Origin of the sequence: Mesopusillimonas faecipullorum, from assembly GCF_020539505.1 — a bacterium.
In the GTDB taxonomy this organism is placed as follows: domain Bacteria; phylum Pseudomonadota; class Gammaproteobacteria; order Burkholderiales; family Burkholderiaceae_B; genus Mesopusillimonas; species Mesopusillimonas faecipullorum.
The window spans coordinates 164,303-186,905 of the sequence record NZ_JACDXW010000001.1 but is presented as its reverse complement, the minus strand read 5'-3'; the positions used below and the strand labels follow the sequence as shown (position 1 = coordinate 186,905).

The window sequence follows — 22,603 nt, the reverse complement described above, 5'->3', positions numbered from 1 at the left end:
AATGGCGGTGACGATTTTTCGCATTGTGCATTGCAATAATGCATTGCGGAAAGCCACCGCCATCCGCGTCGGCGTACCAAGCCGTGCCAACCGTATTCCGATGGGCGACTCTAGTGCTGACAAGCATCCCTTGAAAAGCGCAGAGCCGCTCGATCCCGCAAACTCTACCGAAAGACCAGATGAATACGCAAAACCCAACCATCATCTATACCCTGACAGACGAAGCTCCGCGCCTGGCAACTGCTTCTTTCTTGCCTATTGTGCGCAGCTTCGCCTCTGCGGCTGGCATCAATGTGGAAGCGAGCGACATTTCGTTGGCCGGTCGCATTCTGGGCGAATTCCCAGATTTCCTCACCGACGCTCAGCGTCAGCCTAACAATTTGGCTGAACTCGGCAAGCTCACGCTCGAACCCGAAGCCAACATCATCAAGCTGCCCAACATCAGTGCTTCGGTGGGTCAGTTGGTGGCTGCCATTAAAGAGCTCCAGGAAAAAGGCTACAAAGTCCCTGATTTCCCCGAGAACCCCACCACCGACGAAGAAAAAGAGATCAAGGCCCGCTATTCGCGCTGCTTGGGTTCCGCAGTCAACCCCGTGCTGCGTGAAGGTAACTCCGACCGCCGCGCTCCTGCCGCTGTCAAAAACTACGCTCGCAAAAACCCCCATTCCATGGGTGAGTGGAAGCAATGGTCGCAAACGCACGTGTCGCACATGCACGAAGGCGACTTCTACCACGGCGAAAAATCCATGACGCTCGACCGCGCTCGTGACGTCAAGATGGAACTCATCACCAAGAGCGGCAAGACCATTGTGCTCAAGCCCAAGTTGGCGCTGCTGGACGGCGAAGTCATCGACTCGATGTTCATGAGCAAAAAGGCGCTCTGCGCGTTCTACGAGCGTGAGATCGAAGACTGCAAAGAAGCCGGCATCCTGTTCTCGTTGCACGTCAAAGCCACGATGATGAAGGTTTCCCACCCCATCGTGTTTGGCCACTGCGTCAAAATCTTCTACAAAGAAGCCTTTGAAAAGCACGGCAAACTGTTCGACGAACTGGGTGTCAACGTCAACAACGGCATGGCCGATCTGTACGCCAAGATCGCCAAGCTGCCCAACTCGCAGCGCGAAGAAATCGAACGCGATCTGCACAAGTGCCAAGAGAATCGGCCTCCGCTGGCCATGGTGGACTCGGCCAAGGGCATTACCAACTTCCATTCGCCTAACGACGTCATCGTTGACGCTTCCATGCCCGCCATGATCCGCGGCGGCGGCAAGATGTGGGCTGCCGACGGCAAGCCCTACGACTGCAAGGCTGTTATGCCAGAGTCGACCTTTGCCCGCATTTATCAAGAAATGATCAATTTCTGCAAATGGCACGGCAACTTCGACCCGCGCACCATGGGCACGGTGCCCAACGTGGGCCTGATGGCGCAAAAAGCAGAAGAATACGGTTCGCACGACAAGACCTTCGAAATCTCCGAAGACGGCGTGGCTAACATCACCGATCTGGCTACCGGCGAAGTGCTGATGAGCCAGAACGTCGAGCAAGGCGACATTTGGCGTATGTGCCAAGTCAAGGATGCTCCTATCCGCGACTGGGTCAAGCTGGCTGTCACGCGTGCGCGCAACTCGGGCATGCCCGCAGTCTTCTGGCTCGATCCCTATCGTCCGCACGAAGCCGAGCTGATCAAGAAGGTCAACACCTACCTGAAGGATCACGACACCAAGGGCCTGGAAATCCACATCATGAGCCAGGTGCGGGCCATGCGTTTCACGCTCGAGCGTGTCGCACGCGGCTTGGACACCATCTCGGTCACCGGCAACATTCTGCGTGACTACCTGACCGACCTGTTCCCCATCATGGAACTGGGCACCTCGGCCAAGATGCTGTCCGTCGTTCCCCTGATGCAGGGTGGTGGGCTCTACGAAACTGGCGCGGGTGGTTCGGCACCCAAGCACGTTCAGCAACTCATCGAAGAAAACCACCTGCGTTGGGATTCCCTGGGCGAATTCTTGGCCCTGGCCGTGTCGTTCGAAGAGTTGGGCATCAAGTACAACAACGAGCGTGCCAAGACGCTGGCCAAGACGCTGGATCAAGCTACCGGCAAGCTGCTGGAAGACAACAAGTCGCCTTCGCGTCGCACTGGCGAACTCGACAACCGTGGCAGCCAGTTCTACCTGTCGTTGTACTGGGCCCAGGCTCTGGCTTCGCAAACCGAAGACAAAGACCTGGCTGCCAAGTTTGCAGCGGTGGCTAAACAGCTGGCCGACAACGAAACCAAGATCGTCGAAGAGCTCAAGCTTGTGCAGGGCCAAGCCGTCGATATTGGTGGCTATTACCTGCCTGACGAAGCCAAGCTTGATGCGGTGATGCGACCCAGCGCCACGTTCAACGCTGCGCTTGCAAGCGTCAACTGATGTATGACCAGACAAGGGGCTATGGCTCCTTGTCTATAGCATGAAAAAACCGCCTCGTACTGTAAATGAACTGACCCGTTCAGTCAGACAGTGAGATTAAGCTAGGCGGTCATGGACCGAGTTCGGTGTTGCGCCGTACTCGGTCTTTTTTTATTTGCATGATCCGCTGCATGATTGGCGTAGTGGATGTAACGCTTGGGCCCTTTTGTCGTTAGTTGGTAGGTGATTTTTTTTCCCAACCCTAGGGTTTGCCTATATTCAATAAGTACACTGAATCTGTGATACTTGTGCTCTCCATGTGAACTTCTTATTGAAAAATATACTGTTTTCATGGGGTTCCAAACGATATCAAAAATATAGGAGCATATTCAGTGAGGAAGAACAAAAAATCATTCCGTTCACTCAATCTGGCCGGCGCTGCGCTGGCGACGGCATTGTTGGCAGCTTGTGGGGGAGGGAGCAGCGATGATTCAGCCAGCAATCCGCCGAACCCGGCGCCAGAGCCCGGTATCGGCGATTTGGCCATTGCGCCCAAGAATCATTGCACGATGGAAGGCGTAGGGGCCACGGCATTGACCACGGACGATGATCCCGCAACCGGCTTCAAGGCCTCCATCCTGGAGGTCTCTCAAGAGACCGTGGACGGCGATGTGACCAAGGAATATTGTCTGGTCAAGGTGCACGTCGACCCCGAAGTCAATATTCATGTCGCCATGCCTTCCGATGGAACGTGGAACGGCCGCTTCCGCTCTGAAGGCGGCGGCATGTTCGCAGGTGCCGTATCGCCTGCCACGGGTTCTGTCGGTGCAGGCTTTGTCGGCGTCACGACCGACACCGGCCACCAGGCAGGCCCGGCAGGCATGATGGATGGCTCTTTTGCCTTGTTGCCCAACGGCCAGCCCAACGTGCAGGCCAAAGAGGATTTTGCCTACCGCAGCCTGCACCTGATGTCCGTCGTGGGCAAGCAATTGACGCAATCCTATTACGAGCAAGAACCCGTGCGTTCCTACTGGTACGGCTGCTCTACCGGCGGTCGCCAAGGCCTGGCCATGGCGCAACGTTATCCTGATGACTACGACGCCATTCTGGTGGGTGCGCCCGCCATCCATATGGAGCGCTTCCAGTCGTACCAGATCTGGCCTTCGGTTGTCCAGAAAGAAGAATTGGGCCTGGGCAATGAACTGGGCTTCGTCAAGGGCGAGTTGGCGGGAGCCAAGGCCATTGCTGCATGCGACGCCCTCGACGGCGTGGTGGATGGGGTGATCGACGATCCGCGTCTATGCAACTATCAACCCTCGCAAGACCCCACATTGACCTACGCTGGCTGCAACGGCCCTGACTGCCTGACGCACGCGGAAGCCATTGCCATAGAAAAAATCTGGGCGGGAGCCAAGGATATCAATGGCAATCTGCTGTGGCCGGGTCAAGAGCCAAGCTCTCCCTTGTTTGCGTTTACCGGTGCGAACCCGTTTGGCATGGCGACCGAGCAGGCCAAGTACTGGGTGTATTACGATCCCACATGGGATTGGAAAACACTCACCTATGAGAACTATGGCGACTTCTTCCAGAAAAGCATAGATGAGGTCGGTCCCGTGGTCAGCACTTCCGACCCTGACCTCAGCCAGTTCAAGGCACGCGGCGGCAAGCTCATCATGTGGCATGGCTGGACGGACTTCGGCATTCAGCCACAGGGCACGATCCGCTACTACGAGTCCATTCAGCAGACCATGGGCAAAGAGGCAACGGCCGAGTTCGTGAACCTGTACATGGCGCCCGGCGTGGGTCACTGCAATGGCGGCGACGGCCCCAACCTGTTCGGCCAGGCTGCCGACCAGGAAAGCGCTGCCGAGCAGACGGCCAAGAACAATATGTTCCGCGCCTTGATGGATTGGTCTGAGAAGGGCGTGCAGCCGGCTGAGATCATCGCCACCAAGCAGGCTGAAGACCAGTCGGTGACGCGCACGCGCCCCTTGTGCACCTACCCCCTGGTGGCACGCCACACGGGTAACGGTAGTACCGATGACGCAGCTAACTTTACTTGCGAGACACCTACCCATTAAACATTGGGCAGGACAGGCGGTTGACTCAGCACCTGCCGCCTGTCAATGAAATAGGTCAGGCTCTCTTGAGCCGGCCTATCTCAGCTGGCAAGTCAAATTAAGCCAGGTGAATCTGGACTGAGTTCGGTATGGCGCCGAACTCAGTCCTTTCCGACGATCTCGTCGGGACATCAGCGTTTGCCCGGGTCGGAAGCCAGCGCGCTGCTGATCTGCTCCGGCTTCAGGTACTTGCGCAGAACCTCGTTTACCTTGCCCGCATCCAGCTTGCTCAAGTCCTCGTCCATACGAGCCGACCACGTGAAATCCCTGCCCAGATCCAGGTAGTTGATCCAACCCTGTGCTAGCACAGCATCGCGGGTCCGGTTCAGTTTGCGGTAGTTCAGCATGGCCGAAATACCTTGGGCGACTTCTTGGTCAGTAAAGCCTTGCTCCAGGGCATTACTTAGCGTTTCTTTGAATGCCGCCTTCAGACGTTCGCTGGTGTCTGGCGCATGAATGGCATACATAGACCAAGCACCAGAGGGTTCACGGGGTGAGGCCGATAAATCACTGCGCACGGTGTAAGACAAACCGTCTTGCACGCGCACCCGTTGCCATAACCTGGATGTTTCCGAGCCGCCCAGTAAATAGTTGGCTAGCAGCAAGGCGGAAAAGTCGGGGTCTGTATCTTGTACTGGCAGGGGCAGGTGAGTCAGATAAAAAGCATTTGCCTTGTCGGGCGTATCCAGCGTCAGCTGCACCGGTTTTACAGCACGCAAGGGGTTGGGAATCGGCGTGAAAGCGGGCGCTTCAGGCCAAGTTTTAATACCGGCTTCAAGTGCCGCAGTAACTGCCTCTGGGTCAAATTCGCCCACGGCGGCAAAAGCCAGCTTGCCAGCCCCGTAAAAACGCTGGTGGAAGCGATGTAGGTCTGCTGTTTTTAGGGCGGTATAGCCGGCCAGTTCTTCATCGAAGGTGGGGGTGTAACGCACATCACCTTTGGGCCAGGGGTTGTCGTGACGTGCCAACGCACGAGAAGCGACAGACGCGGGCTCGGCGCGGGCGTTGGCGTTGCCGGTAGAGACCTGCCGCTTGTAACGCTCGAGCTCAGGCTCAGGGAAGCTGGGCTCGGCCAATATTTCAGTGACCAGCGTGATCAGATCGGGTAGGTTCTCGGAGATGGTAGACAGCATCACTTGCACCTGACCCGGCGTAGCGCTTATGGAAACCTGAGCTTGCAGGGCGGTAACGCGATCTTCAATTTCCTGGCGGCTCAGGCGCTTGCTGCCATGTAATAACAAAGCGCTGACGGCGTCAGCCACCGCGCTCGTTTCCTTAAGGCTCTCAACGTCGCCGAACTGCATCAAAAGGCTGGCCTGCACCAACTGGCCTCTGGTGGGTTTGGGGAGCAAGGCGAGTTGCACGGGGCCATTAGGCAGGGTCAAGGTCTTGCGTTGCGTCTGGGCTTCTATATTGGCCGGGCTGGCGTCAAAAGCAGCGACAGCGGCAGATTGTTCGCGGCCCGCGTAATCCTTCAAGAGCGCGTTCACATCCGTTTGTGGGGCTGAAGGCGCACGTTTAGGTTTTTCAGTAGGCAGATAGGTGCCCAAGGTGCGGTTGTCAGGTACCAAGTAAGCCAAGGTTTGCGTGCGAACGTCTTCCAGGGTGGCTTGTTCGACAAGGTCACGCTGCAAGAAGTACAAGCGCCAGTCGCCCATGGCCGAATATTCGGAAAGATTGCTGGCCAGTGCGGCCGGATTAGCCTGCACTTTATCCCAGCCGGTCAGCCATTGCCGACGTACGCGGTCCAGGTCAGCTTGGGTAAAGTCTTCGGGGCTGAGCGTGTCCAGCAATTCGCGCAGGGCATCGCGGGTTTTCGCAGCGTCCATGGTGTCCGTCAAAACCGCACCCAGCAAGGCGTAGCCAGGCTGGTGCTTACCGGCGGCAAAGCTGAAAACATCAGAAGCCAGGCCGGTTTCTACAAGTTTGCGATACAGCAGCCCAGCAGGCTCGTCGCCCAATATGGCGACCCCCAATTCCACTGGTACGTACGCGGGACTGGCTGCTTCGGGTACACGGTACAGCGCGGCAATAATGGGGCTGCCACCGGCGCGATGCAAGCTGATCTGGCGTTCGCCGTCTTGTACGGGCTCGAGGGTGTACTCGGGGGGAAGATGCCGCTCGGGCTTGGGTATAGAAGCGAAGGCGGCGTGAATGGTGGATAGTGCTTGGGCGGCATCGAAGTCGCCGGTGACGATCAGCACGGCATTGTCGGGTTGGTAGTGCAACTTATAGAAGTCACGCAGATTGGCGATGTCGACGTTTTCCACGTCGCTGCGTGCCCCTATCGTAGATTTACCGTAGTTATGCCACTGATAAGCGACAGCCCGCAGTTTCTGCATCAAGATGCTGAAAGGGCTGTTTTCGGACTGCTCCATCTCGTTGCGTACAACGGTCATCTCGGCATCAAGATCTTCGCGGGCAATCAGGGCATTGACCATGACGTCAGCTTGCCAACGCAAGTACCAATCCAGCGTGGTCGGGTCGGCGGCAAACGAGGCGTAGTAGTTGGTACGGTCTTCGTTGGTGCTGCCGTTGGCTCGTAAGCCCCTGCGCGAAAATTCGGCCAGTGCATCCTGCAAACTGGGGGTGCCCCGGAACAGCATGTGTTCAAGCAGATGCGCCATCCCGGTTTCACCGTAGTTCTCGTGGCGCGAGCCCACGAGGTAGGTCATATTGACTGTCACGTTGGGCTGTGCGGCGTCAGGCGCCAGCAGCACGCGTAAGCCATTTTCAAGGCGATACTCAGTGACACCGCCCATGGCATACATGCGCTGTATGCCTGGCGGGAGTTCGTCGGATGCCGCTTGCGCAGCAGCGGAGACTGGCTGCGCCAAAGCCGGTTGAGCCGCCCAGCCCAGCGCCAGCACGGCAAAGCACAGCAGTAAGTTGCGAAAGGGCGGTATCAAGCGGGAAACGCGTGAAACTGACATGGGACTTCCTTCGTGTAGAGCGGTGATTCTTTGCAGGACAAGTACTACTTGGACAACCAACGCATCCCTTGTTCGATACCGGCTGTCGTGACACCGTACATTCTGTCTTGCATGATTTGGCGCATCAAACTGATGGATTGCCGATAGGGCCAATAACCTTCGGGTTCGGGATTAAGCCATATGGATTTTGGCCATTGATCCAACAAACGGCGCATCCATACGGCACCGGATTCGACGTTATTGTGCTCGACCGAGCCACCCGGATGCAGAATTTCGTAGGGGCTCATGGTGGCATCGCCCACAAAAATCAGGCGCCAGTCTTCGTTATACGTGCGGATCAGGTCGCGAGTAGGCAGGCGGTTGTCGTAGCGTCGCCGATTATCACGCCAGACCCCTTCATAGGGGCAATTGTGGAAGTAATACACCTCTAGGTGCCTGAACTCGCTGCGTGCGGCGCTGAAAAGCTCTTCAACCCGGGTGATGTGGTCGTCCATGCTGCCCCCTACGTCTAGCAGCATCAGCACTTTTACCGAATTGCGTCGTTCGGGCACCATTTGCAGGTCGAGCATGCCGGCATTGCGAGCTGTGCTGGCAATGGTGTCGTCCAGATCGAGCTCAAGCTCGGTGCCGTCGCGGGCAAAACGTCGCAGGCGCCGTAAAGCCATTTTGAAGTTGCGCGTCCCGAGCAACTGCTGATCGTCATAGTCTTTGAACTCGCGCTGCTCCCACACCTTCACTGCGGTGCGGTTGCCGGCTGAAGGCCCGCCGATACGAATGCCTTCGGGGTGATAGCCGCCATGCCCGAAGGCCGAGGTACCCCCCGTGCCTATCCATTTGTTACCACCGGCGTGGCGTTCTTTCTGTTCATCCAGGCGCTGCTTGAAGAGCTCCATCAGCTTTTGCCAACCGTGCTTTTCAATGGCGGCTTTTTCTTCCGGAGACAGGTTTTTCTGAAATGTTTTCAGGAGCCAGTCTTCAGGAATATCAGGCCCTGAGGGTAGGGCGGCCTCTAATTGTTGATAAAAGCTGCCGAATGCCTGGTCGAAACGATCGTATAAGGTTTCGTCTTTTACCAAGGCCAATTTAGACAAGTGATAGAACTCGTCCAGGCTGGGCGGCATGACGTTGGCGCGCAGGGCGTCGAGCAGAGTCAGGTACTCCGGTATGGATACCGGTAACTTGTGTCGACGCAGATGATAAAAAAAATCGATCAGCATGGTTCACGAGCGGCGCTGAGTGCCGCGTGTCAGCGAGGCAAGGCGCTGCAGCAAGTTCAGGTCTTGCTCGTTTTTAAGCAATGCGCCTGCCATGATGGGCAGATCTTGCGCTTGGCGAACGTCTTCTGCGCTGACTGATTCGCCCAGCAGTAGGCGCAGCCAATCCAAAAACTCAGAGGTCGAAGGTTTTTTCTTCAGGCCCGGTGCTTCGCGTAAGGCGAAGAAGGTATCCAGCGCCGCCGCAAGCAGGTCTTCGCGTATGCTGGGAAAGTGCACATCGACGATCTGGCGCAGGGTGTCGGGTTCTGGGAAGCGAATATAGTGAAAAAAGCAGCGGCGCAGAAAGGCGTCGGGCAGGTCTTTCTCGTTGTTGGAGGTAATGATAATCAGCGGGCGATGACGCGCCTGTATGGTTTCACGCGTTTCATACACATGGAACTCCATACGGTCTAATTCGCGTAACAAGTCGTTGGGGAACTCGATGTCGGCTTTATCGATTTCATCTATCAATACCACCACAGGCTCGGGTGACTCAAAGGCCTGCCACAACACCCCTTTGACTATGTAGTTGCTAATATCACGAACTTTTTCGTCGCCTAACTGAGAGTCACGCAGGCGCGATACTGCGTCGTACTCGTACAGGCCCTGGTGGGCCTTGGTCGTGGACTTAATGTGCCACTGCAGCAGGGGGCGGCCCAAGGCGGCGGCGACCTCTTCGGCCAGCAGGGTTTTGCCTGTACCGGGTTCACCTTTGATCAGCAAGGGGCGCTGCAGCGCCAACGCTGCATTCACTGCCAGTTCGAGTTCAGGTGTTGCGACATAGCGGTCGGTGCCGGAGAATCTTGTTGCAGGTAAAGCAGCAGTCATTTGGTAAGTCCGTATACTGGTATGGAAACCGATGATTAGAAGATCGCAGCAATTATCGTACAATCGCCACGATCTGTCGGAGTTTGATTGTCGTCCGGCGATTGCGTTCAACTATCACCAAAAGAGCTATTATGACGTTGCGAGCAAAAACAGCAGTGCGCGCGTTGCCGGCTCTGGCCGCCACGGTGTTGTTTGCCATGTCTGGTCAGGTCTGTGCGCAGGATACCGCCGTGGTTGGAGACCCTAAGGCGGCTCAGGGCAAAATTTCCATGTGCATAGGTTGCCATGGTATTCCCGCGTACAAGGCTGCATTCCCCGAGGTCGTGCATGTGCCCAAAATTGCCGGCCAAAATGCAGAGTACATAGTAGTTGCCCTGCAGGAATACGCCAGTGGTGCCCGTTCATTCCCCACCATGCAAGCCATCGCGCAAAACCTGTCTCCACAAGACATGGCTGATTTGGCTGCCTATTATTCGAATCTGAAATAAATCGGGGGCCACATGAAAAAACTGACACTTGCCATGGCCGCCTTGGTCTGCTCTATGTTGGCGCCTGCCGGCAACGCAGCCGACTTGGCCGCCGGAAAAGCCGCATTCGAAAAATACACTTGCATGACCTGTCATGGCGAAGACGCCAAGACGTCCATCCTGCCCAGCTACCCCGTTCTGGCCGGACAGCACGCCGACTACATCGCTCATTCCCTGCGCGCCTACAAGCGCGGCCAAGAGGGCGTAAGCGGCGCCAATGTGCGCGTCAATGCCGTGATGGGCGCCATGGCGCAGCAGTTGTCCGACACCGACATCGCGAACATCTCGGCCTGGCTGGCTTCCCTGCCGTCTCCGCTGGGCGTGCGCCGCTAAGACGGCGCCGCATGCCGCAAGAGTGCCCGGCTTCGCCATGGGCATGCTTGCGGATGCTCGTCCCGGCCGCTGGGCCGCGTCTTTTGCGCGCGTGCGGCCGGTGCGGGGCTTCTCGTGCCGCCCGGCTTCAGAGCAAGGTGGCGCGCCGGTTCAGCAAATCCAGATAGTGCTCGCTGCTGAACGGCTTGCCCAGGCGCTGGGATTCCCAGACGACTTGGCCCAGGCATTCCATGATTTCATGCGCGGCTTCGTGCGGGTTGCCGGTGCGTCGCAGCAGCCGTTCGTGGGCCGCCCGTATGCCGGGCGGCTGGTCGATGGAAAGCTGCTCGGTAATGGCCAGGTGCATGGATAAATGCAAAAACGGATTGGTGCGCCCACCCTCGACGGCGTACTCGGCCTGCGCCGCGCCCGGGTCCTCCAGGTCTGCATGATATTCGGGGTGCTGCAGCATCCAGTCCAGCGCCTGCGCTTCCAGCGGCGTCAGCGACTGGCCGTGGCGATGCTTGCGCCACGCTTCGGTGAAAAACTGCCGAACCTGCTCTTTTGAGGGATTGAACATCGGTGGGAAAGTGCCCGGATAACAAGAAGACCCCTTGATTTTACGTCATCAGTCCCTTCCCATTATTCGTTTTTCATAGCCTATCGGCTATGAAAAGGGGTCGAAAAACATATTATTCATTATGAGGTGCGCTGTTTAGAATTTCCTCCAAGCCGGTATTTTAAACCGGCATTACAGGAGGAGTTCTATCATGCGCAAGCTATTTCTTGCCATCGCGGCCTATGCCGTGCTTAGCGCGCCGGCGTTCGCGGAGCCGGTAACGCTGCGGGCGATTTCGGCCTTTCCCTCGAACCTGGAGTTCACCAAGCAGTTCCAGACCTTCATCGAGCGGGTCAACAAGGCGGGCGAAGGCGTCGTGCGGGTTCAGTTCGTCGGCGGCCCCGAAGTTATTCCGCCCCAGCAACAGGACACCGCGCTGCGCAATGGCGTTTTCGACATGCAGATGGGGCCGGCCTCGTACTACAACGGCATCGTGCCCGAGGCGGATGCCTTGTTTGGCGCCACGGCAGGCCCGGTACAGGCGCGCGAGAACGGCGCGACCAAGATGCTCAACGACATCTGGCGCAAGAAGCTCAATGCGCAATTCATAGGCTGGCAAAGCGGCGGTATTCCGTTCTACGTCTATCTCGTGGACAAGCCCAAGATGACCAGCGAAGGCGTGCTCGACCTGACCGGCCTGCAGATGCGCTCGACGCCGGCTTACAAGGAATGGTTCGAGAAGCTGGGCGGCAACAACGTGATGCTGCAGACGGCGGAAATGTTCACGGCGCTGGAGCGCGGCGTGGTGCGCGGGCTGGGCTGGCCGGCGATCAGCTATACCGATATCGGCGTGCACAAGTTCCTGAAGTACCAGGTGGCGCCGCCCGTGTGGCAGCTCGATCTGGTCATCATGATGAACGGCAAGAAGTGGGACGCCCTGCCTGAACAGGCCAGGCAGATCATCGAGCAGGCCGCCGTCGAGCACGAGCGCGCCACCCAAAGCGACTTCGGCGCCATACGCGAACGTGAAGACAAGATACTGAGGGAAGCCGGCGTGCAGACCGTGGAGGTCGGCAACCCGGCCTTGCATCGCAAGATAGCCCACGACCTGGTCTGGGACCGCCTGGCCAGCCGCGACCCCAGCAATGTGGAAGCGCTGAAAGCCAAGCTGTACCAAGAATAACCGGACGCGAGCAAGAGGAGCCTAGCCATGGCGCACGGCAAGCAGACAGGGATGGCCGTTCTCTCGCGAGGGTATGACGCCCTCATCTACGGGATGGCGATCCTGGCGGGAGTGGTGATAGTGGGAACCTTCGTCGCCATCGTCTTCGACGTCACCTTGCGCAACCTGGGGCTGCCCACGCCGGCGGCCACCAGCACGCTGACGGAATACGCGATGCTGATAGCGACGATGGGAGCGGCGCCGCTGCTGGTGCGCGAGCGCTGCCACGTCTGGGTGGGCGTGCTGGAAGCGGTGGCAAGCAAGAGATGTCAGCGGCTGCTGGGCATCGTCGCCATCGTGCTTAGCATCGCCGTGTGCGGCATCATGGCCTGGTACGCCGCGGTGATGGCCTTGGATGCCGCAGCGCGCGGCGAGGTCGACATCCGCTCCATCATCTTGCCGCGCTGGTTTCTGTACGCCGTGCTGGCGGTAGGCTTCGTGTTTTGCGCGACGGAGTTGCTGCGTTTCCTGGTGCGCCGCGAAGACATGTACGACAGGCCGGTAACCGAGCAGGTGGCGCCATGATGAGCTGGTATCTTGCCGGGCTGGTGCTGGTGGGCACTATCCTGCTGCTGATGGGCATACGCGTTCCAGTGGCGTTCGCCTTCCTGGCCGCCAACCTGATCGGCGCCTTGGTATTCATAGGCGGCGAGGCCGCCATCATGCAACTGGTGGCCAACGCCACGACGTCGGTAACGACGTTCACGCTGACGCCGGTGCCCTTGTTCCTGCTAATGGGCGAGCTGTTCTTCCATACCGGCATAGCGTTGCGCGTGTTCGACGCCATCGACAAGATCCTGGGCCGCATTCCGGGGCGCTTGTCTTATTTGACGGTGGGCGGCGGCACGCTGTTCGCCGCGCTGTCCGGCTCCAGCATCGCCAACGTGGCGATGCTGGGCTCCACGCTATTGCCGGAAATGACACGCCGCCGGTATGCGCCGGTGCTCTCCATGGGCGCCATCATCGCCACGGGCGGCCTGGCCATCATGATTCCGCCCTCGACGCTGGGCGTGCTGCTGGGCAGCATCGCGCAAGTCGACATAGGCCGCCTGCTCATCGCCGGCATCGTGCCCGGCCTCCTGCTGGCGGCGGCCTACATCTGCGTCATTTTCTTTACGATTTGGCGCCGGCCGGAATCTGCGCCCCAGTACGACGTCGAAGCGCTGTCGGGCGGCCAGAAGCTGCGCCTGTTCCTGACCAACGTGTTGCCCATGGGCGGCGTCATCTTCATGGTCGTCGGCCTGATCATCCTGGGCGTGGCCACGCCGTCGGAGGCCGCGGCGTTCGGGGTGCTGGGCGTGCTGATACTGGCGTTCGCCTTCCGGGCGCTTACCTGGCGGAGCCTGCGTAAGTCCATCCAGGGTACGGTGCGGGTGACGGGGATGGTGTTTCTCATCATCGTCGGCGCTTCCACGTTCAGCCAGATGCTGGCCTTGTCGGGCGCCTCCGGCGGCCTGATCTCCTGGGCGACCTCGCTACAGATCCACCCGCTGTGGGTCATCGTCGGCATGTTGCTGATCGTGCTGGTGCTGGGCATGCTCATGGAGTCGGTTTCCATCATCATGCTGGTGACGCCCATTTTCTTCCCGCTGGCCGCCAGCCTGGGTTTCGATCCTATCTGGCTCGCCATTCTGATTCTGCTCATGCTGGAGATCAGCCTGACGACGCCGCCTTTCGGCATGGGTTTGTTCGTGCTGGTGGCGGTCGCGCCGCCAGGGACGAAGCTGGGCGAGGTCATCCGGGCGTCGGTGCCGTTCATCGCGGCCGCGCTGCTCATTACCGCCTTGCTGGTGGGGCTGCCGGGACTGGTGACTTTCCTGCCGGGGTTGATGGGGTAGACGCAAGCTTCAGCCAACGCAAAGAGGCCGGGCCGCATCCATGTGCGGCCCGGCCTCTTTGCGTGCAGCTTGGCTTGTCGTCTCAGGCCGAGCCGCCGGCCCGCCTCACCCATAGCGCCCAGGGTCGTTCCAGGTGTTGGTCCGCCATGGCGGCGGTTTCCTCGCATTCCTCGTCCGTCAGGTAATTGACCGTGCCCAGCGCCTGGGCCTGCATTTGCAGCTTGGCGTTGGCCTCGGTGTAGATGGCGCGGTAAACGGCCTGCTTGATGGAGACGCCCACGATGACGTTGCCGTGGCCGCGCATCAGCGCGACGTTCTCGCGTCCCAGCGTGTCGGCCAGCGCCTTGCCCAGGCGCTGGTTGGTGACGAGCAGGTTGGAGCGTTCCCCGATGAAGTCCTGGATTTCGTAGATGGGCGTTTTGCCGCCCAGAAAGCCGCTCATGTGGCAAACCGGGCGCAGCCGGGTACCGGTGACGCCGAAGGGGATGACGGTGGGCGAGTGGCTGTGGACGATGGCCTGCACGTCGGGCCTGGCACGATAGATTTCGCTGTGGATGAAGCGCTCCACATAGGTACGGCGCCTCTGGTTGTCGTATACCTGGCCGTCCAGGTCGACTTCCAGTATGTCGTCGGCGGTGACCAGGGCCGGCGCCATGGCGCGTGCGATGTAAAAGCGCTCGGGACGTCCGGGGCACCGTACGCTGACGTGGCCGAAGCCGTCCAGCACGCCCTCGTTGAACAAGATGTGGTTGGCCGTGGCCAGCTCGGTACGGACGTCGAGGTCCATGTCGTTCTCCTGCGATAGGGGTGAAAGAATGCGGTTCGGCGCGGCTTCAGCCTTTGGCGCCGAGAATCATGTCGGCGGCTTTTTCCGCCATCATGATGATGGGGCCGTTGGTGGCCGCGCGCACGGTGCGCGGGACGGCCGAACCGTCCACCACGCGCAGCCCTTCGGTGCCGCGTACGCGCATCCGCGCGTCCAGCACGGACATGGGGTCGTCTTCGCGGCCCATCTTGCAGGTGCCTACCGGATGATGCAGCGTGATGGCGGTCCGGCGCACGAAAGTGTCGATGTCCGCATCCGTCACGGCCTGCGCTCCGGGGGCCAGCTCCGTGCTGGCATAGGGCGCCAGTTCGGCCTGCCCGCCGATTTCGCGCATGCGCCTGACCATCTCGCGCATGGCGCGCCGATCTGTTTCGGTGGAGAGAAAGTTCTGTTCAATGCGCACCGGCACACGGGCATCGGGGGAAACGAGTGTGATGCGGCCACGGCTTTCGGGAGTCAGGTAGACACCCTTGAGGCCGAAGGCGTCCTGATAGGGCTGAACGAAAGGCCACAGATAAGGGCCCATGGTCATGGGCGCGGCGGCAAGAATCATCTGCACGTCGGGCAGCGCCAGCTCGGGGCTGCTGCGCACCAGGCCGACGGCGGCGGCGGGTATGGCGCAGGAGCGGCCTCGGCCGAACATCCATGCGCCCAGCACGTCCATGGCGATACGGTCCACACGCATGGCGCGGTGCATGGGGCCGGGCGACTGGCGCTGCCAGCGTACGTCGCATACCAGATGATCGTGCAGATTGCTTCCGACGCCCGGCAAATGGGTATGAACCTTGACGCCGGCGGTTTCCAGCATGTCCGCCGGGCCTATGCCGGACAGCATGAGCAATTGCGGCGAATTGATGACGCCGGCGGCCACGATGACTTCCCGCCTAGCGCGCAGCGTGCGCCGCTCGTTGCGGCTGGAAACGACGACGCCGGCGGCGCGGCCGTTCTCCAGCAGGATGCGCTCGGCCAGCTGGCCGGTCAGCACCGAGACGTTGCCGCGCGCGACGGCCGGGCGCAGATAGGCCGAGGCCGCGCTCCAGCGCTTGCCGCGGCGTATCGTCGTTTGCATGGGCCCGAACCCTTCGGGCTGGGCGCCGTTGTAGTCGGGCGTGAGCGGATAGCCGCGCGACTGGGCGGCATGCAGAAAGGCGTCGACCAAGGGGTCTTCATAGCGCAGGCGGTTGACCGTCAGCGGGCCGTCGCCGCCGCGCAGCGCGCTGGCGCCGTCTTCCCACGATTCGCTGCGCTTGAAATAGGGCAGCACGTCGTCGAAGGACCAGCCCGGCAGGCCCAGCTCCCGCGCCCACCCGTCGTAGTCCTCGGGCAGGCCGCGGCCGTAGGCCATGCCGTTGATGGAGGAACAGCCGCCCACCACCTTGCCCCGGGCGCATTCGATTTCGCGCTGGTCCAGGTTGGGCTCCGGGGCGGTGAAGTATTGCCAGTCGTACAGGCGGTGCTTCAGGATGAGCCCCCAGGTAAGGGGAATGCGTATGACGGGAGAGCGGTCGGCCCCCCCGGCTTCGAGCACGAGAATCTTTACGTCCGGGTCTGCGCCGAGGCGGTAGGCAAGCGTGCAGCCTGCCGAACCCGCGCCGACGATGATGTAGTCGTACTCCATGGCCAGGCTTATGCCAGCTTGACGTTGACGTTCTTTTGCGCGGTGAACTCCAGCAGTTCCTCGAAGCATTCCTCGCGTCCGATGCCGGACTGCTTGACGCCGCCGAACGGCGCGCCCAGAAAGTGCTGGCTGGTGTTGTTGATCCAGATGTAGCCGGTATGCATGCGCTGGGCGGCGCGGTGTGCGGTGGCCAGGTCGCGTGTCCAGATCGAGCCGGTCAGGCCGAAGTCCACCGCGTTCACGATGGGCCATAGCGCTTCCTCGTCGCTCCATTTGAAAACGGAGAGGACGGGCCCGAAGACTTCCTCGCGCGCGATGCGCATGTCGGGCGTGACGCCTGCGAACACGGTGGGCTCGTGGAAGAAGCCGTTTTTCAGCGCGGGGTCGTCCGGCTGCTTGCCGCCGGTAACCAGTTGCGCGCCGTCTTCCAGGGCCCAGGCGACGTAGCGCTGCACCTTCTCCAGTTGGGCGGCGCTTACCAGCGAGCCCATGGTCGTGGCGGGGTCGGTGGGTATGCCGGGCTTGTGGCGCTGCTGGACCAGCTCGGCCACGCGCCCCAGCACTTCGTCATGCAGGGATTCGTGCAGGAAGGCGCGGCTGGTGGAGCCGCAGCTTTGGCCGGACCAGGCGAAGTTCATGCCGCCGACGATGCCTTCCACGAGCTTGTCGACGTCCGCATCCGGGTAGGCGACCAGCGCATTCTTGCCGCCCAGTTCCAGCAGCACGGGCTTGAGGCTGTCCGCCGCGCTGCGCATGACGGCCTTGCCGGTCGGAACGCCGCCTATCAGCGTGATCTTGCGCACCAGGGGATGGGTGGTCAGGGCCTGGCCGCATTCGGCTCCGCCGCACAGGAAGTTGACCACGCCGGGCGGAAACAGATGGCCGATGAGTTCGGCCAGCCGCAGCGTGGACAGCGGCGCCTGGTCGGGGGCCTTGACCACCACGGTGTTGCCGGCGGCCAGGGGCGCCGCGATGCGCAAGGCGGCGAACATCAGCGGATGGTTGTAGGCCACGATGCGGGCGATGACGCCCAGCGGCTCGCGCACCGTGTAGTTCAGGTTGCCCGGCCCCATGGGTATGGTCTCGCCCTTGATCTCGCGCGCCAGGCCCGCGAAGTAGGCGATGCCGTCCGCCGCGAAGTGAGCATCCTTGGCCAGGATGGAAACGGGGTTGCCGTTGTTCAGCGCATCGAGCAGGGCGAGTTCGTCCGCATGTTTGCGCAGCACTTCCGCCGCCTGATACAAGGGGCGGGCGCGTTCCGCGGGCGGCAGCGCGGCCCAGGCCGGGAATGCCGCCTGCGCCGCTTGCACCGCCGCATCGACGTCGGCGGTGCGCCCCACGGGCGCTTGCCGTATGGCTTCGTTGTAGGCGGGGTTGAGGGTGTCGGCGAATTCCCCATCTGCGGGGGCGTGCCAGGCGCCGCCATAGTACAGCGCGTTCTGGGCGGGCAGAATGCCGGCTGGAATTTGATCGGCGTGCATGAATGGATTCTCCTTCCTGGGGTTCCGTGCGGGGTTCGGCATCTGGCCGGCGCCCGGCCGGTGGCGGTATGGGGTATGGAGAGAAATACTAGGCGGGCTGGCCATATAGCGTCTAATACAAATTTCTTCTTCAATGCATATCCTTTTGGATATGATTGCGTGAGGTTTCGGCGTAGCATGTTTGCGTCTTTTGCCGCGATGAACGGTAGGCGCCAAGGTACGGAGAGACATATGTCTGGTTCGAAAAAGAAAGCGGAACGGATGGGGGCGGCAGAACAAGCGCCCGCCAAGCGGGCCGAAACGCCGTCTGGTGAATCCCGGAGCCGTCTCGGCGGCGATGGCAATTCGGTATTGATGCGCCGGCTCGATTCGCAACTGTCTTTGCGCAAGATCGAGGTGTTCTGCAAAGTGGCCGAGCTGCAGAGCGTCAGCCAGGCGGCGCAACAGTTGTTCATTTCGCAGCCGGTGGTGACGGCGCATTTGCGCAACCTGGAAGAAAAACTGGGCACGCCTTTGCTGTGCAGGGAAGGGCGTGGCATTGCGCTGACCCTGGCTGGCCAGCGGGTATTTCGCTGGGCCAGGGAAACCATCGTCCGCACCCGCGAACTGGAACGCGACCTGGCGGGAATGGGCAATGTGGAAGTCGGCAGTGCGGTGGTGGCGTCGTCCATGAGCATAGGCTCCTACCTGTTGCCGCCCGTTGTTTGCGATTTTCAGTTGCAGTACCCCGAAGGGCTGGTGGAAGTCATTATTTCAAATCCCAAGGCGGCTTTGGACGTCGTCAGGTCGGGCGAGGCGGACTTTGCGGTATTGCTGGTGTCGCCCGATCAGGACACCTCGGGCTTGGCTGCCTACCCCTTGTGGGACGAACCCTTGCTGTTGATGAGCGCTCCGGACAGCCGCTGGGTGGGCGACACCGTCGATCGCCATCAAATGAGCCGCCTGCCTTTCATCAGCACCTCCAACAGTACGGTCATGTATCAACTGGAGGAAGGGCAGTTGCGGGCCAACGGCGTCACGTCGCGTCGCACCGTTTTATATCTTGGGCACCCGGAAGCGCAGAAAGAAGCCGTGCGCAGGGATGTGGGAGTATGTTTTTTCACCCGCTCGGCAGTGCAAGAGAATCTCCAGCGCGGCGACATGCGGTGGGTCAAGGCGCTGGATTGCCATCTGAGCCTGCCCGTGTACATGGTGTATCGCGAGGACAAGGATTTTTCGCAGTTCCAGCTTTCCTTGCGCACGTTTCTGGAGTCGGCGCGCCCAGCCGGGCTGTCGCGGTTCCGGCATACGGGCGGCCAGGCGTAGCGGCGGGATTCGGCGCACGCCAAGCTTGCGGCATCGGGGGTTGCCGCCCCTTTTGCCGCGGGGGTTTTGCGGTAAACTTTTAGTCTTCTATAAGACTGGCGCCATAAGCCAGAATCCGGCGAACCCGCTTCTTTCCGGAACACCAGGAGCATCCCATGTCATACCAGCACATCAACGTCCCCGCATCGGGCCAGAAGATCACGGTCAATGGCGATTTTTCGCTTAACGTGCCTGACAAACCCATTATCCCTTTTATAGAGGGTGATGGCACCGGGCGGGACATCACGCCAGTCATGATCAAGGTGGTGGATGCGGCTGTGGCTAAAGCTTACGGCGACCAGCGCAAAATCCAATGGATGGAAATTTACGCGGGTGAGAAGGCCGTTAAGCTTTATGGGCCTGGCAACTGGTTACCCGACGAAACGGTTCAGGCCGTTAAAGAGCACGTGGTTTCTATCAAGGGGCCGCTTACTACGCCCATAGGCGGCGGTCACCGTTCGCTTAACGTCACCTTGCGCCAAGCCTTGGATTTATACGTATGCCTGCGCCCTGTGCGGTATTTCAAGGGTGTTCCTTCTCCCGTAAAAGACCCCGAGAAAACCAATATGGTCATTTTCCGCGAGAATTCTGAAGACATCTACGCGGGTATCGAGTTCGATGCGGGCTCCGAGAAAGCCAAGTTGCTGATCGATTTTTTGCGCACCCAACTAGGTATAGATAACGTCCGCTTTCCCGAAACTTCGGGGTTGGGCGTCAAGCCGGTTTCTAAAGAGGGCACCCAACGCCTGGTGCGTAAGGCGATTCAATACGCCATCGACCACAACCGGCCTAACGTGACCTTGGTGCACAAGGGCAATATCATGAAATTCACCGAAGGTAGCTTTCGTGACTGGGGTTTCGAGACGGCGCTGGAAGAGTTCGATGCCCAGCTGGTGGATGGCGGCCCTTGGTGCAAGTTGAAAAACCCCAAGACGGGTCGCGATATTATCGTCAAAGATGTGCTTGCCGATGCCTTTATGCAACAGATTCTGCTGCGCCCGGCCGAGTATTCGGTAATTGCCACGCTGAATCTGAATGGCGACTATATTTCCGATGCCTTGGCGGCCCAAGTAGGTGGCATCGGCATTGCGCCCGGCGCCAATCTTTCAGAGTCTATTGCGGTGTTTGAGGCTACCCATGGCACAGCGCCCAAGTACGCCGGTAAAGATTACGTCAATCCGGGGTCTGAAATTCTGTCGGCTGAAATGATGCTGCGCCATATAGGCTGGGCCGAAGCCGCAGACTTGATCATCGACAGCATGGAAAAAACCATTCAGTCCAAACATGTTACCTATGATTTTGCTCGCCTGATGGAAGGGGCTGTCCAGGTGTCATGCTCGGGCTTTGGGCAAGCCATGATAGAAAACATGTAACGTCGCTGTGCTTGCCTAGCCATCTTAAAAACCCTGTTTAATGTGTAAACAGGGTTTTTTTTAGAGCAGTCCATACGTCGACATGAGCTGTTCGATTTCTATGAAGCTAAAAACAGGAGATAAAAATGGTGGGAATGTTTACTGGGCGCCGGTTCGCCATGAACAAGATGTTGTTGGTTGCGGTTGCGGCAGTTGCTTGCGTGACTATGGGTGAAGGAAGCCAAGCCTTAGCGGCGGAGCAGGCTGCTTCCGCTCCCAAAGTTTGGCTGGACTACGATCAGGCGGGTTTGGATAAGGCTTACGATCAGGCTCAATACGCGCCTAACATCAAACAGGTAGTGAAGCGCTACGGTACACGTAGCGAACGCGCACGTGAACGTCTGGGTGAGCCTAAGCGAGTCTCTTATGGCGACACTGAAGTTGAAGGGATGGACGTGTTCTTGGCGCCCGGAGAAAAGCGCCCCATGCATGTGTTCTTGCACGGTGGTGCCTGGCGCTCCGGCTTAGCCAAGGACTATGCTTTTCTGGCTGAGCCCTTTGTTCGTCAAGGTGTGCACTTTTTTGTCCCCGATTTCGTTAACGTTACACAGACCGATGGCGATCTCATGCCTTTGGCAGAGCAAACCCGTCGCGCAGTGGAATGGGCGTACAAGAATGCGGAATCTTTGGGCGGCGATCCCAACCGTCTTTATTTGTCCGGCCATTCATCAGGGGCCCATTTGGCGGGGGTGGTCCTGACGACAGATTGGTCCAAGTATGGGCTGCCGGATGATGTCATCAAAGGCGCAGTATTGGTAAGTGGCATGTACGACTTGAAGGCGCCGCGTCTGTCGGCCCGAAGTGGCTATGTGCGTTTCACGGATCAAGTCGAGGAAGCGCTCAGCCCGCAAAGGCACTTGCAGCAACTGAAGACCCCAGTTGTGCTGGTCTACGGAGACCAGGAAACGCCCGAGTTCATAAGGCAAAGCAAAGATTTTGCCGCGGCGCTTAAGGCGGCAGGCAAGCCAGTAAAAATATTAGAGGGTAAGGATTTCAACCACTTTGAAATCATCGAAACCATGGCCGACCCTTACGGCGTGGTGGGTGCTGTAGCTTTAGAGCAAGTTGCCGAGAAATAAGCATGACAAAGGCCGCCAAGAGGCGGCCTTATGCTGGGCAAACAGCAAAACCCCGCCAAGGCGGGGTTTAAGCGGGAAACAAACAGCTGGCGTTAAATTAACGCAGCTTGGTTTCCTTGTACTCGACGTGCTTGCGTGCCACCGGGTCGAATTTCTTCATGACCATTTTTTCGGGGGTATTACGCTTGTTTTTGGTGGTCGTGTAGAAGTGACCGGTACCAGCAGAGGATTCGAGTTTGATTTTCTCGCGCAGGCCTTTTGCCATGACGGACTCCTGATAATGAGCGCTGTGCGCTGCGTTCGATTAAATGGCTTTGCCGCTGGCGCGCAGTTCGGCCAGAACGGATTCGATACCGTTCTTGTCGATGGTGCGCAGGGCTTGGGTGGAAACACGCAGGCGAACCCAGCGGTTCTCGCTTTCGACCCAGAAACGGCGCGACTGCAGGTTAGGCAGAAAGCGGCGCTTGGTCTTGTTGTTGGCGTGCGAAACGTTGTTGCCCGTGCGGGGGCCTTTACCGGTGACTTGGCATACGCGTGCCATGATGTTTTCCTTGTCTATTCAAAGCCTGCCGTGCAGCAGTGCCTGGCGGTCTTTCAGTGCAGAGACGCTTTCGAAAGCCTTAAAAGCCTATTAAGGGCAAAACCCCAAAGTCTTTCAAGACTGGAAATAGCATTACTGCCGCCCAATTTACTGCAGCTGCCTAAGTTGCTGCGCTCAAGCATGCATCATGCAAGCGCTAGAGCCTTAAAGCGTGCTGCTACAAAGCTCACTATTCTACCACCCTTGGTCAAATTTACGCAATCAGCTATGGCCACGCTCTGTAAGAGGGGTAGGGGTTTGTAGGTTTTTGGCAC

19 protein-coding genes are annotated in these 22,603 nt (G+C 59.3%); 10 read left to right on the top strand and 9 right to left on the bottom strand.

Annotated elements, in window-relative coordinates; translation table 11 throughout:
* Nucleotides 1–179: 179 nt before the first annotated feature.
* On the top strand, nucleotides 180–2,414 hold the full coding sequence (locus H0484_RS00840; protein ID WP_226952542.1) for an NADP-dependent isocitrate dehydrogenase: 2,235 nt from the start codon (nucleotides 180–182) through the stop codon (nucleotides 2,412–2,414).
* Between the two features lie 371 nt (nucleotides 2,415–2,785).
* A complete protein-coding gene (locus tag H0484_RS00835) occupies nucleotides 2,786–4,474 on the top strand; it encodes a tannase/feruloyl esterase family alpha/beta hydrolase (RefSeq protein WP_226952541.1) in 1,689 nt (562 codons plus the stop codon).
* A 170-nt stretch (nucleotides 4,475–4,644) separates the two neighbouring features.
* Here the strand turns inward: H0484_RS00835 and H0484_RS00830 are convergent, their stop codons facing one another.
* From H0484_RS00830 to H0484_RS00820, 3 genes are read right to left on the bottom strand one after another with little or no spacing between them, the layout of a single operon-like run.
* Nucleotides 4,645–7,446: a M16 family metallopeptidase gene (locus H0484_RS00830; RefSeq protein WP_226952539.1), complete on the bottom strand. Its 2,802-nt coding sequence runs from the start codon at nucleotides 7,444–7,446 to the stop codon at nucleotides 4,645–4,647.
* Nucleotides 7,447–7,490: 44 nt separating this feature from the next.
* Nucleotides 7,491–8,663: a vWA domain-containing protein gene (locus H0484_RS00825; RefSeq protein WP_226952538.1), complete on the bottom strand. Its 1,173-nt coding sequence runs from the start codon at nucleotides 8,661–8,663 to the stop codon at nucleotides 7,491–7,493.
* A gap of 3 nt (nucleotides 8,664–8,666) precedes the next feature.
* Entirely contained in the window at nucleotides 8,667–9,530 is an 864-nt protein-coding gene (locus H0484_RS00820) for an AAA family ATPase (RefSeq protein ID WP_226952537.1), read from the bottom strand.
* Nucleotides 9,531–9,661: 131 nt separating this feature from the next.
* On the opposite strand from H0484_RS00820, the gene H0484_RS00815 reads away from it, so the two are divergent.
* Entirely contained in the window at nucleotides 9,662–10,018 is a 357-nt protein-coding gene (locus tag H0484_RS00815) for a c-type cytochrome (RefSeq protein WP_226952536.1), read from the top strand.
* 12 nt (nucleotides 10,019–10,030) lie between these two features.
* Nucleotides 10,031–10,390 (top strand): c-type cytochrome, encoded by a 360-nt coding sequence (locus H0484_RS00810; RefSeq protein WP_226952535.1) that lies wholly within the window; start codon nucleotides 10,031–10,033, stop codon nucleotides 10,388–10,390.
* 127 nt (nucleotides 10,391–10,517) lie between these two features.
* Here H0484_RS00810 and H0484_RS00805 read toward each other — a convergent pair whose 3' ends face one another.
* Entirely contained in the window at nucleotides 10,518–10,949 is a 432-nt protein-coding gene (locus tag H0484_RS00805; RefSeq protein ID WP_226952534.1) for a DUF1841 family protein, read from the bottom strand.
* Between the two features lie 190 nt (nucleotides 10,950–11,139).
* Between H0484_RS00805 and dctP the strand changes: the two genes are divergently transcribed.
* The 3 genes from dctP to H0484_RS00790 are packed head-to-tail and all read left to right on the top strand — an operon-like array spanning nucleotide 11,140 to nucleotide 13,988.
* Nucleotides 11,140–12,111, top strand: a complete 972-nt coding sequence (gene dctP, locus H0484_RS00800) for a TRAP transporter substrate-binding protein DctP (protein WP_226952533.1) — start codon at nucleotides 11,140–11,142, stop codon at nucleotides 12,109–12,111.
* 27 nt (nucleotides 12,112–12,138) lie between these two features.
* Nucleotides 12,139–12,675, top strand: a complete 537-nt coding sequence (locus tag H0484_RS00795) for a TRAP transporter small permease (RefSeq protein WP_226952531.1) — start codon at nucleotides 12,139–12,141, stop codon at nucleotides 12,673–12,675.
* Nucleotides 12,672–13,988 carry a TRAP transporter large permease gene (locus H0484_RS00790; RefSeq protein WP_226952530.1) on the top strand — a complete coding sequence of 439 codons (1,317 nt, stop codon included), beginning with the start codon at nucleotides 12,672–12,674 and terminating at the stop codon, nucleotides 13,986–13,988. Before H0484_RS00795 ends, H0484_RS00790 begins: the two co-directional genes overlap by 4 nt.
* A gap of 82 nt (nucleotides 13,989–14,070) precedes the next feature.
* Here H0484_RS00790 and H0484_RS00785 read toward each other — a convergent pair whose 3' ends face one another.
* From H0484_RS00785 to H0484_RS00775, 3 genes are read right to left on the bottom strand one after another with little or no spacing between them, the layout of a single operon-like run.
* Nucleotides 14,071–14,775: a class II aldolase/adducin family protein gene (locus H0484_RS00785; protein ID WP_226952529.1), complete on the bottom strand. Its 705-nt coding sequence runs from the start codon at nucleotides 14,773–14,775 to the stop codon at nucleotides 14,071–14,073.
* 46 nt (nucleotides 14,776–14,821) lie between these two features.
* Nucleotides 14,822–16,432, bottom strand: coding sequence for a GMC family oxidoreductase (locus H0484_RS00780; protein ID WP_226952528.1), 1,611 nt, complete (start codon nucleotides 16,430–16,432; stop codon nucleotides 14,822–14,824).
* 8 nt (nucleotides 16,433–16,440) lie between these two features.
* On the bottom strand, nucleotides 16,441–17,913 hold the full coding sequence (locus tag H0484_RS00775) for an aldehyde dehydrogenase family protein (protein ID WP_226952525.1): 1,473 nt from the start codon (nucleotides 17,911–17,913) through the stop codon (nucleotides 16,441–16,443).
* Nucleotides 17,914–18,144: 231 nt separating this feature from the next.
* Here H0484_RS00775 and H0484_RS00770 point away from each other — a divergent pair, with 231 nt between their 5' ends.
* From H0484_RS00770 to H0484_RS00760, 3 genes are all read left to right on the top strand, one after another.
* The gene (locus H0484_RS00770; RefSeq protein WP_226952524.1) at nucleotides 18,145–19,218 is read left to right on the top strand and encodes a LysR family transcriptional regulator; all 1,074 of its coding nucleotides are present in this window, start codon (nucleotides 18,145–18,147) and stop codon (nucleotides 19,216–19,218) included.
* A 155-nt stretch (nucleotides 19,219–19,373) separates the two neighbouring features.
* The gene (icd, locus tag H0484_RS00765) at nucleotides 19,374–20,630 is read left to right on the top strand and encodes an NADP-dependent isocitrate dehydrogenase (RefSeq protein WP_226952523.1); all 1,257 of its coding nucleotides are present in this window, start codon (nucleotides 19,374–19,376) and stop codon (nucleotides 20,628–20,630) included.
* Nucleotides 20,631–20,788: 158 nt separating this feature from the next.
* The gene (locus H0484_RS00760; RefSeq protein ID WP_226952521.1) at nucleotides 20,789–21,748 is read left to right on the top strand and encodes an alpha/beta hydrolase; all 960 of its coding nucleotides are present in this window, start codon (nucleotides 20,789–20,791) and stop codon (nucleotides 21,746–21,748) included.
* A 97-nt stretch (nucleotides 21,749–21,845) separates the two neighbouring features.
* Here H0484_RS00760 and rpmG read toward each other — a convergent pair whose 3' ends face one another.
* Nucleotides 21,846–22,013: a 50S ribosomal protein L33 gene (gene rpmG, locus H0484_RS00755; protein WP_226952520.1), complete on the bottom strand. Its 168-nt coding sequence runs from the start codon at nucleotides 22,011–22,013 to the stop codon at nucleotides 21,846–21,848.
* A gap of 39 nt (nucleotides 22,014–22,052) precedes the next feature.
* Complete coding sequence (gene rpmB, locus H0484_RS00750; protein ID WP_226952519.1) at nucleotides 22,053–22,289, bottom strand: 50S ribosomal protein L28; 237 nt, start codon at nucleotides 22,287–22,289, stop codon at nucleotides 22,053–22,055.
* Nucleotides 22,290–22,603: the final 314 nt, after the last annotated feature.

What these genes read in the sequence shown, in the direction of transcription:
- H0484_RS00780 (WP_226952528.1), bottom strand. Translation starts at nt 16,432, where the DNA reads ATGGAGTACGACTACATCATCGTCGGCGCGGGTTCGGCAGGCTGCACG.
- H0484_RS00775 (WP_226952525.1), bottom strand. Translation starts at nt 17,913, where the DNA reads ATGCACGCCGATCAAATTCCAGCCGGCATTCTGCCCGCCCAGAACGCG.
- H0484_RS00805 (WP_226952534.1), bottom strand. Translation starts at nt 10,949, where the DNA reads ATGTTCAATCCCTCAAAAGAGCAGGTTCGGCAGTTTTTCACCGAAGCG.
- icd (WP_226952523.1), top strand. Translation starts at nt 19,374, where the DNA reads ATGTCATACCAGCACATCAACGTCCCCGCATCGGGCCAGAAGATCACG.
- H0484_RS00820 (WP_226952537.1), bottom strand. Translation starts at nt 9,530, where the DNA reads ATGACTGCTGCTTTACCTGCAACAAGATTCTCCGGCACCGACCGCTAT.
- H0484_RS00770 (WP_226952524.1), top strand. Translation starts at nt 18,145, where the DNA reads ATGTCTGGTTCGAAAAAGAAAGCGGAACGGATGGGGGCGGCAGAACAA.
- H0484_RS00790 (WP_226952530.1), top strand. Translation starts at nt 12,672, where the DNA reads ATGATGAGCTGGTATCTTGCCGGGCTGGTGCTGGTGGGCACTATCCTG.
- H0484_RS00815 (WP_226952536.1), top strand. Translation starts at nt 9,662, where the DNA reads ATGACGTTGCGAGCAAAAACAGCAGTGCGCGCGTTGCCGGCTCTGGCC.
- rpmB (WP_226952519.1), bottom strand. Translation starts at nt 22,289, where the DNA reads ATGGCACGCGTATGCCAAGTCACCGGTAAAGGCCCCCGCACGGGCAAC.
- dctP (WP_226952533.1), top strand. Translation starts at nt 11,140, where the DNA reads ATGCGCAAGCTATTTCTTGCCATCGCGGCCTATGCCGTGCTTAGCGCG.
- H0484_RS00840 (WP_226952542.1), top strand. Translation starts at nt 180, where the DNA reads ATGAATACGCAAAACCCAACCATCATCTATACCCTGACAGACGAAGCT.
- H0484_RS00760 (WP_226952521.1), top strand. Translation starts at nt 20,789, where the DNA reads ATGAACAAGATGTTGTTGGTTGCGGTTGCGGCAGTTGCTTGCGTGACT.
- H0484_RS00825 (WP_226952538.1), bottom strand. Translation starts at nt 8,663, where the DNA reads ATGCTGATCGATTTTTTTTATCATCTGCGTCGACACAAGTTACCGGTA.
- rpmG (WP_226952520.1), bottom strand. Translation starts at nt 22,013, where the DNA reads ATGGCAAAAGGCCTGCGCGAGAAAATCAAACTCGAATCCTCTGCTGGT.
- H0484_RS00795 (WP_226952531.1), top strand. Translation starts at nt 12,139, where the DNA reads ATGGCGCACGGCAAGCAGACAGGGATGGCCGTTCTCTCGCGAGGGTAT.
- H0484_RS00830 (WP_226952539.1), bottom strand. Translation starts at nt 7,446, where the DNA reads ATGTCAGTTTCACGCGTTTCCCGCTTGATACCGCCCTTTCGCAACTTA.
- H0484_RS00810 (WP_226952535.1), top strand. Translation starts at nt 10,031, where the DNA reads ATGAAAAAACTGACACTTGCCATGGCCGCCTTGGTCTGCTCTATGTTG.
- H0484_RS00785 (WP_226952529.1), bottom strand. Translation starts at nt 14,775, where the DNA reads ATGGACCTCGACGTCCGTACCGAGCTGGCCACGGCCAACCACATCTTG.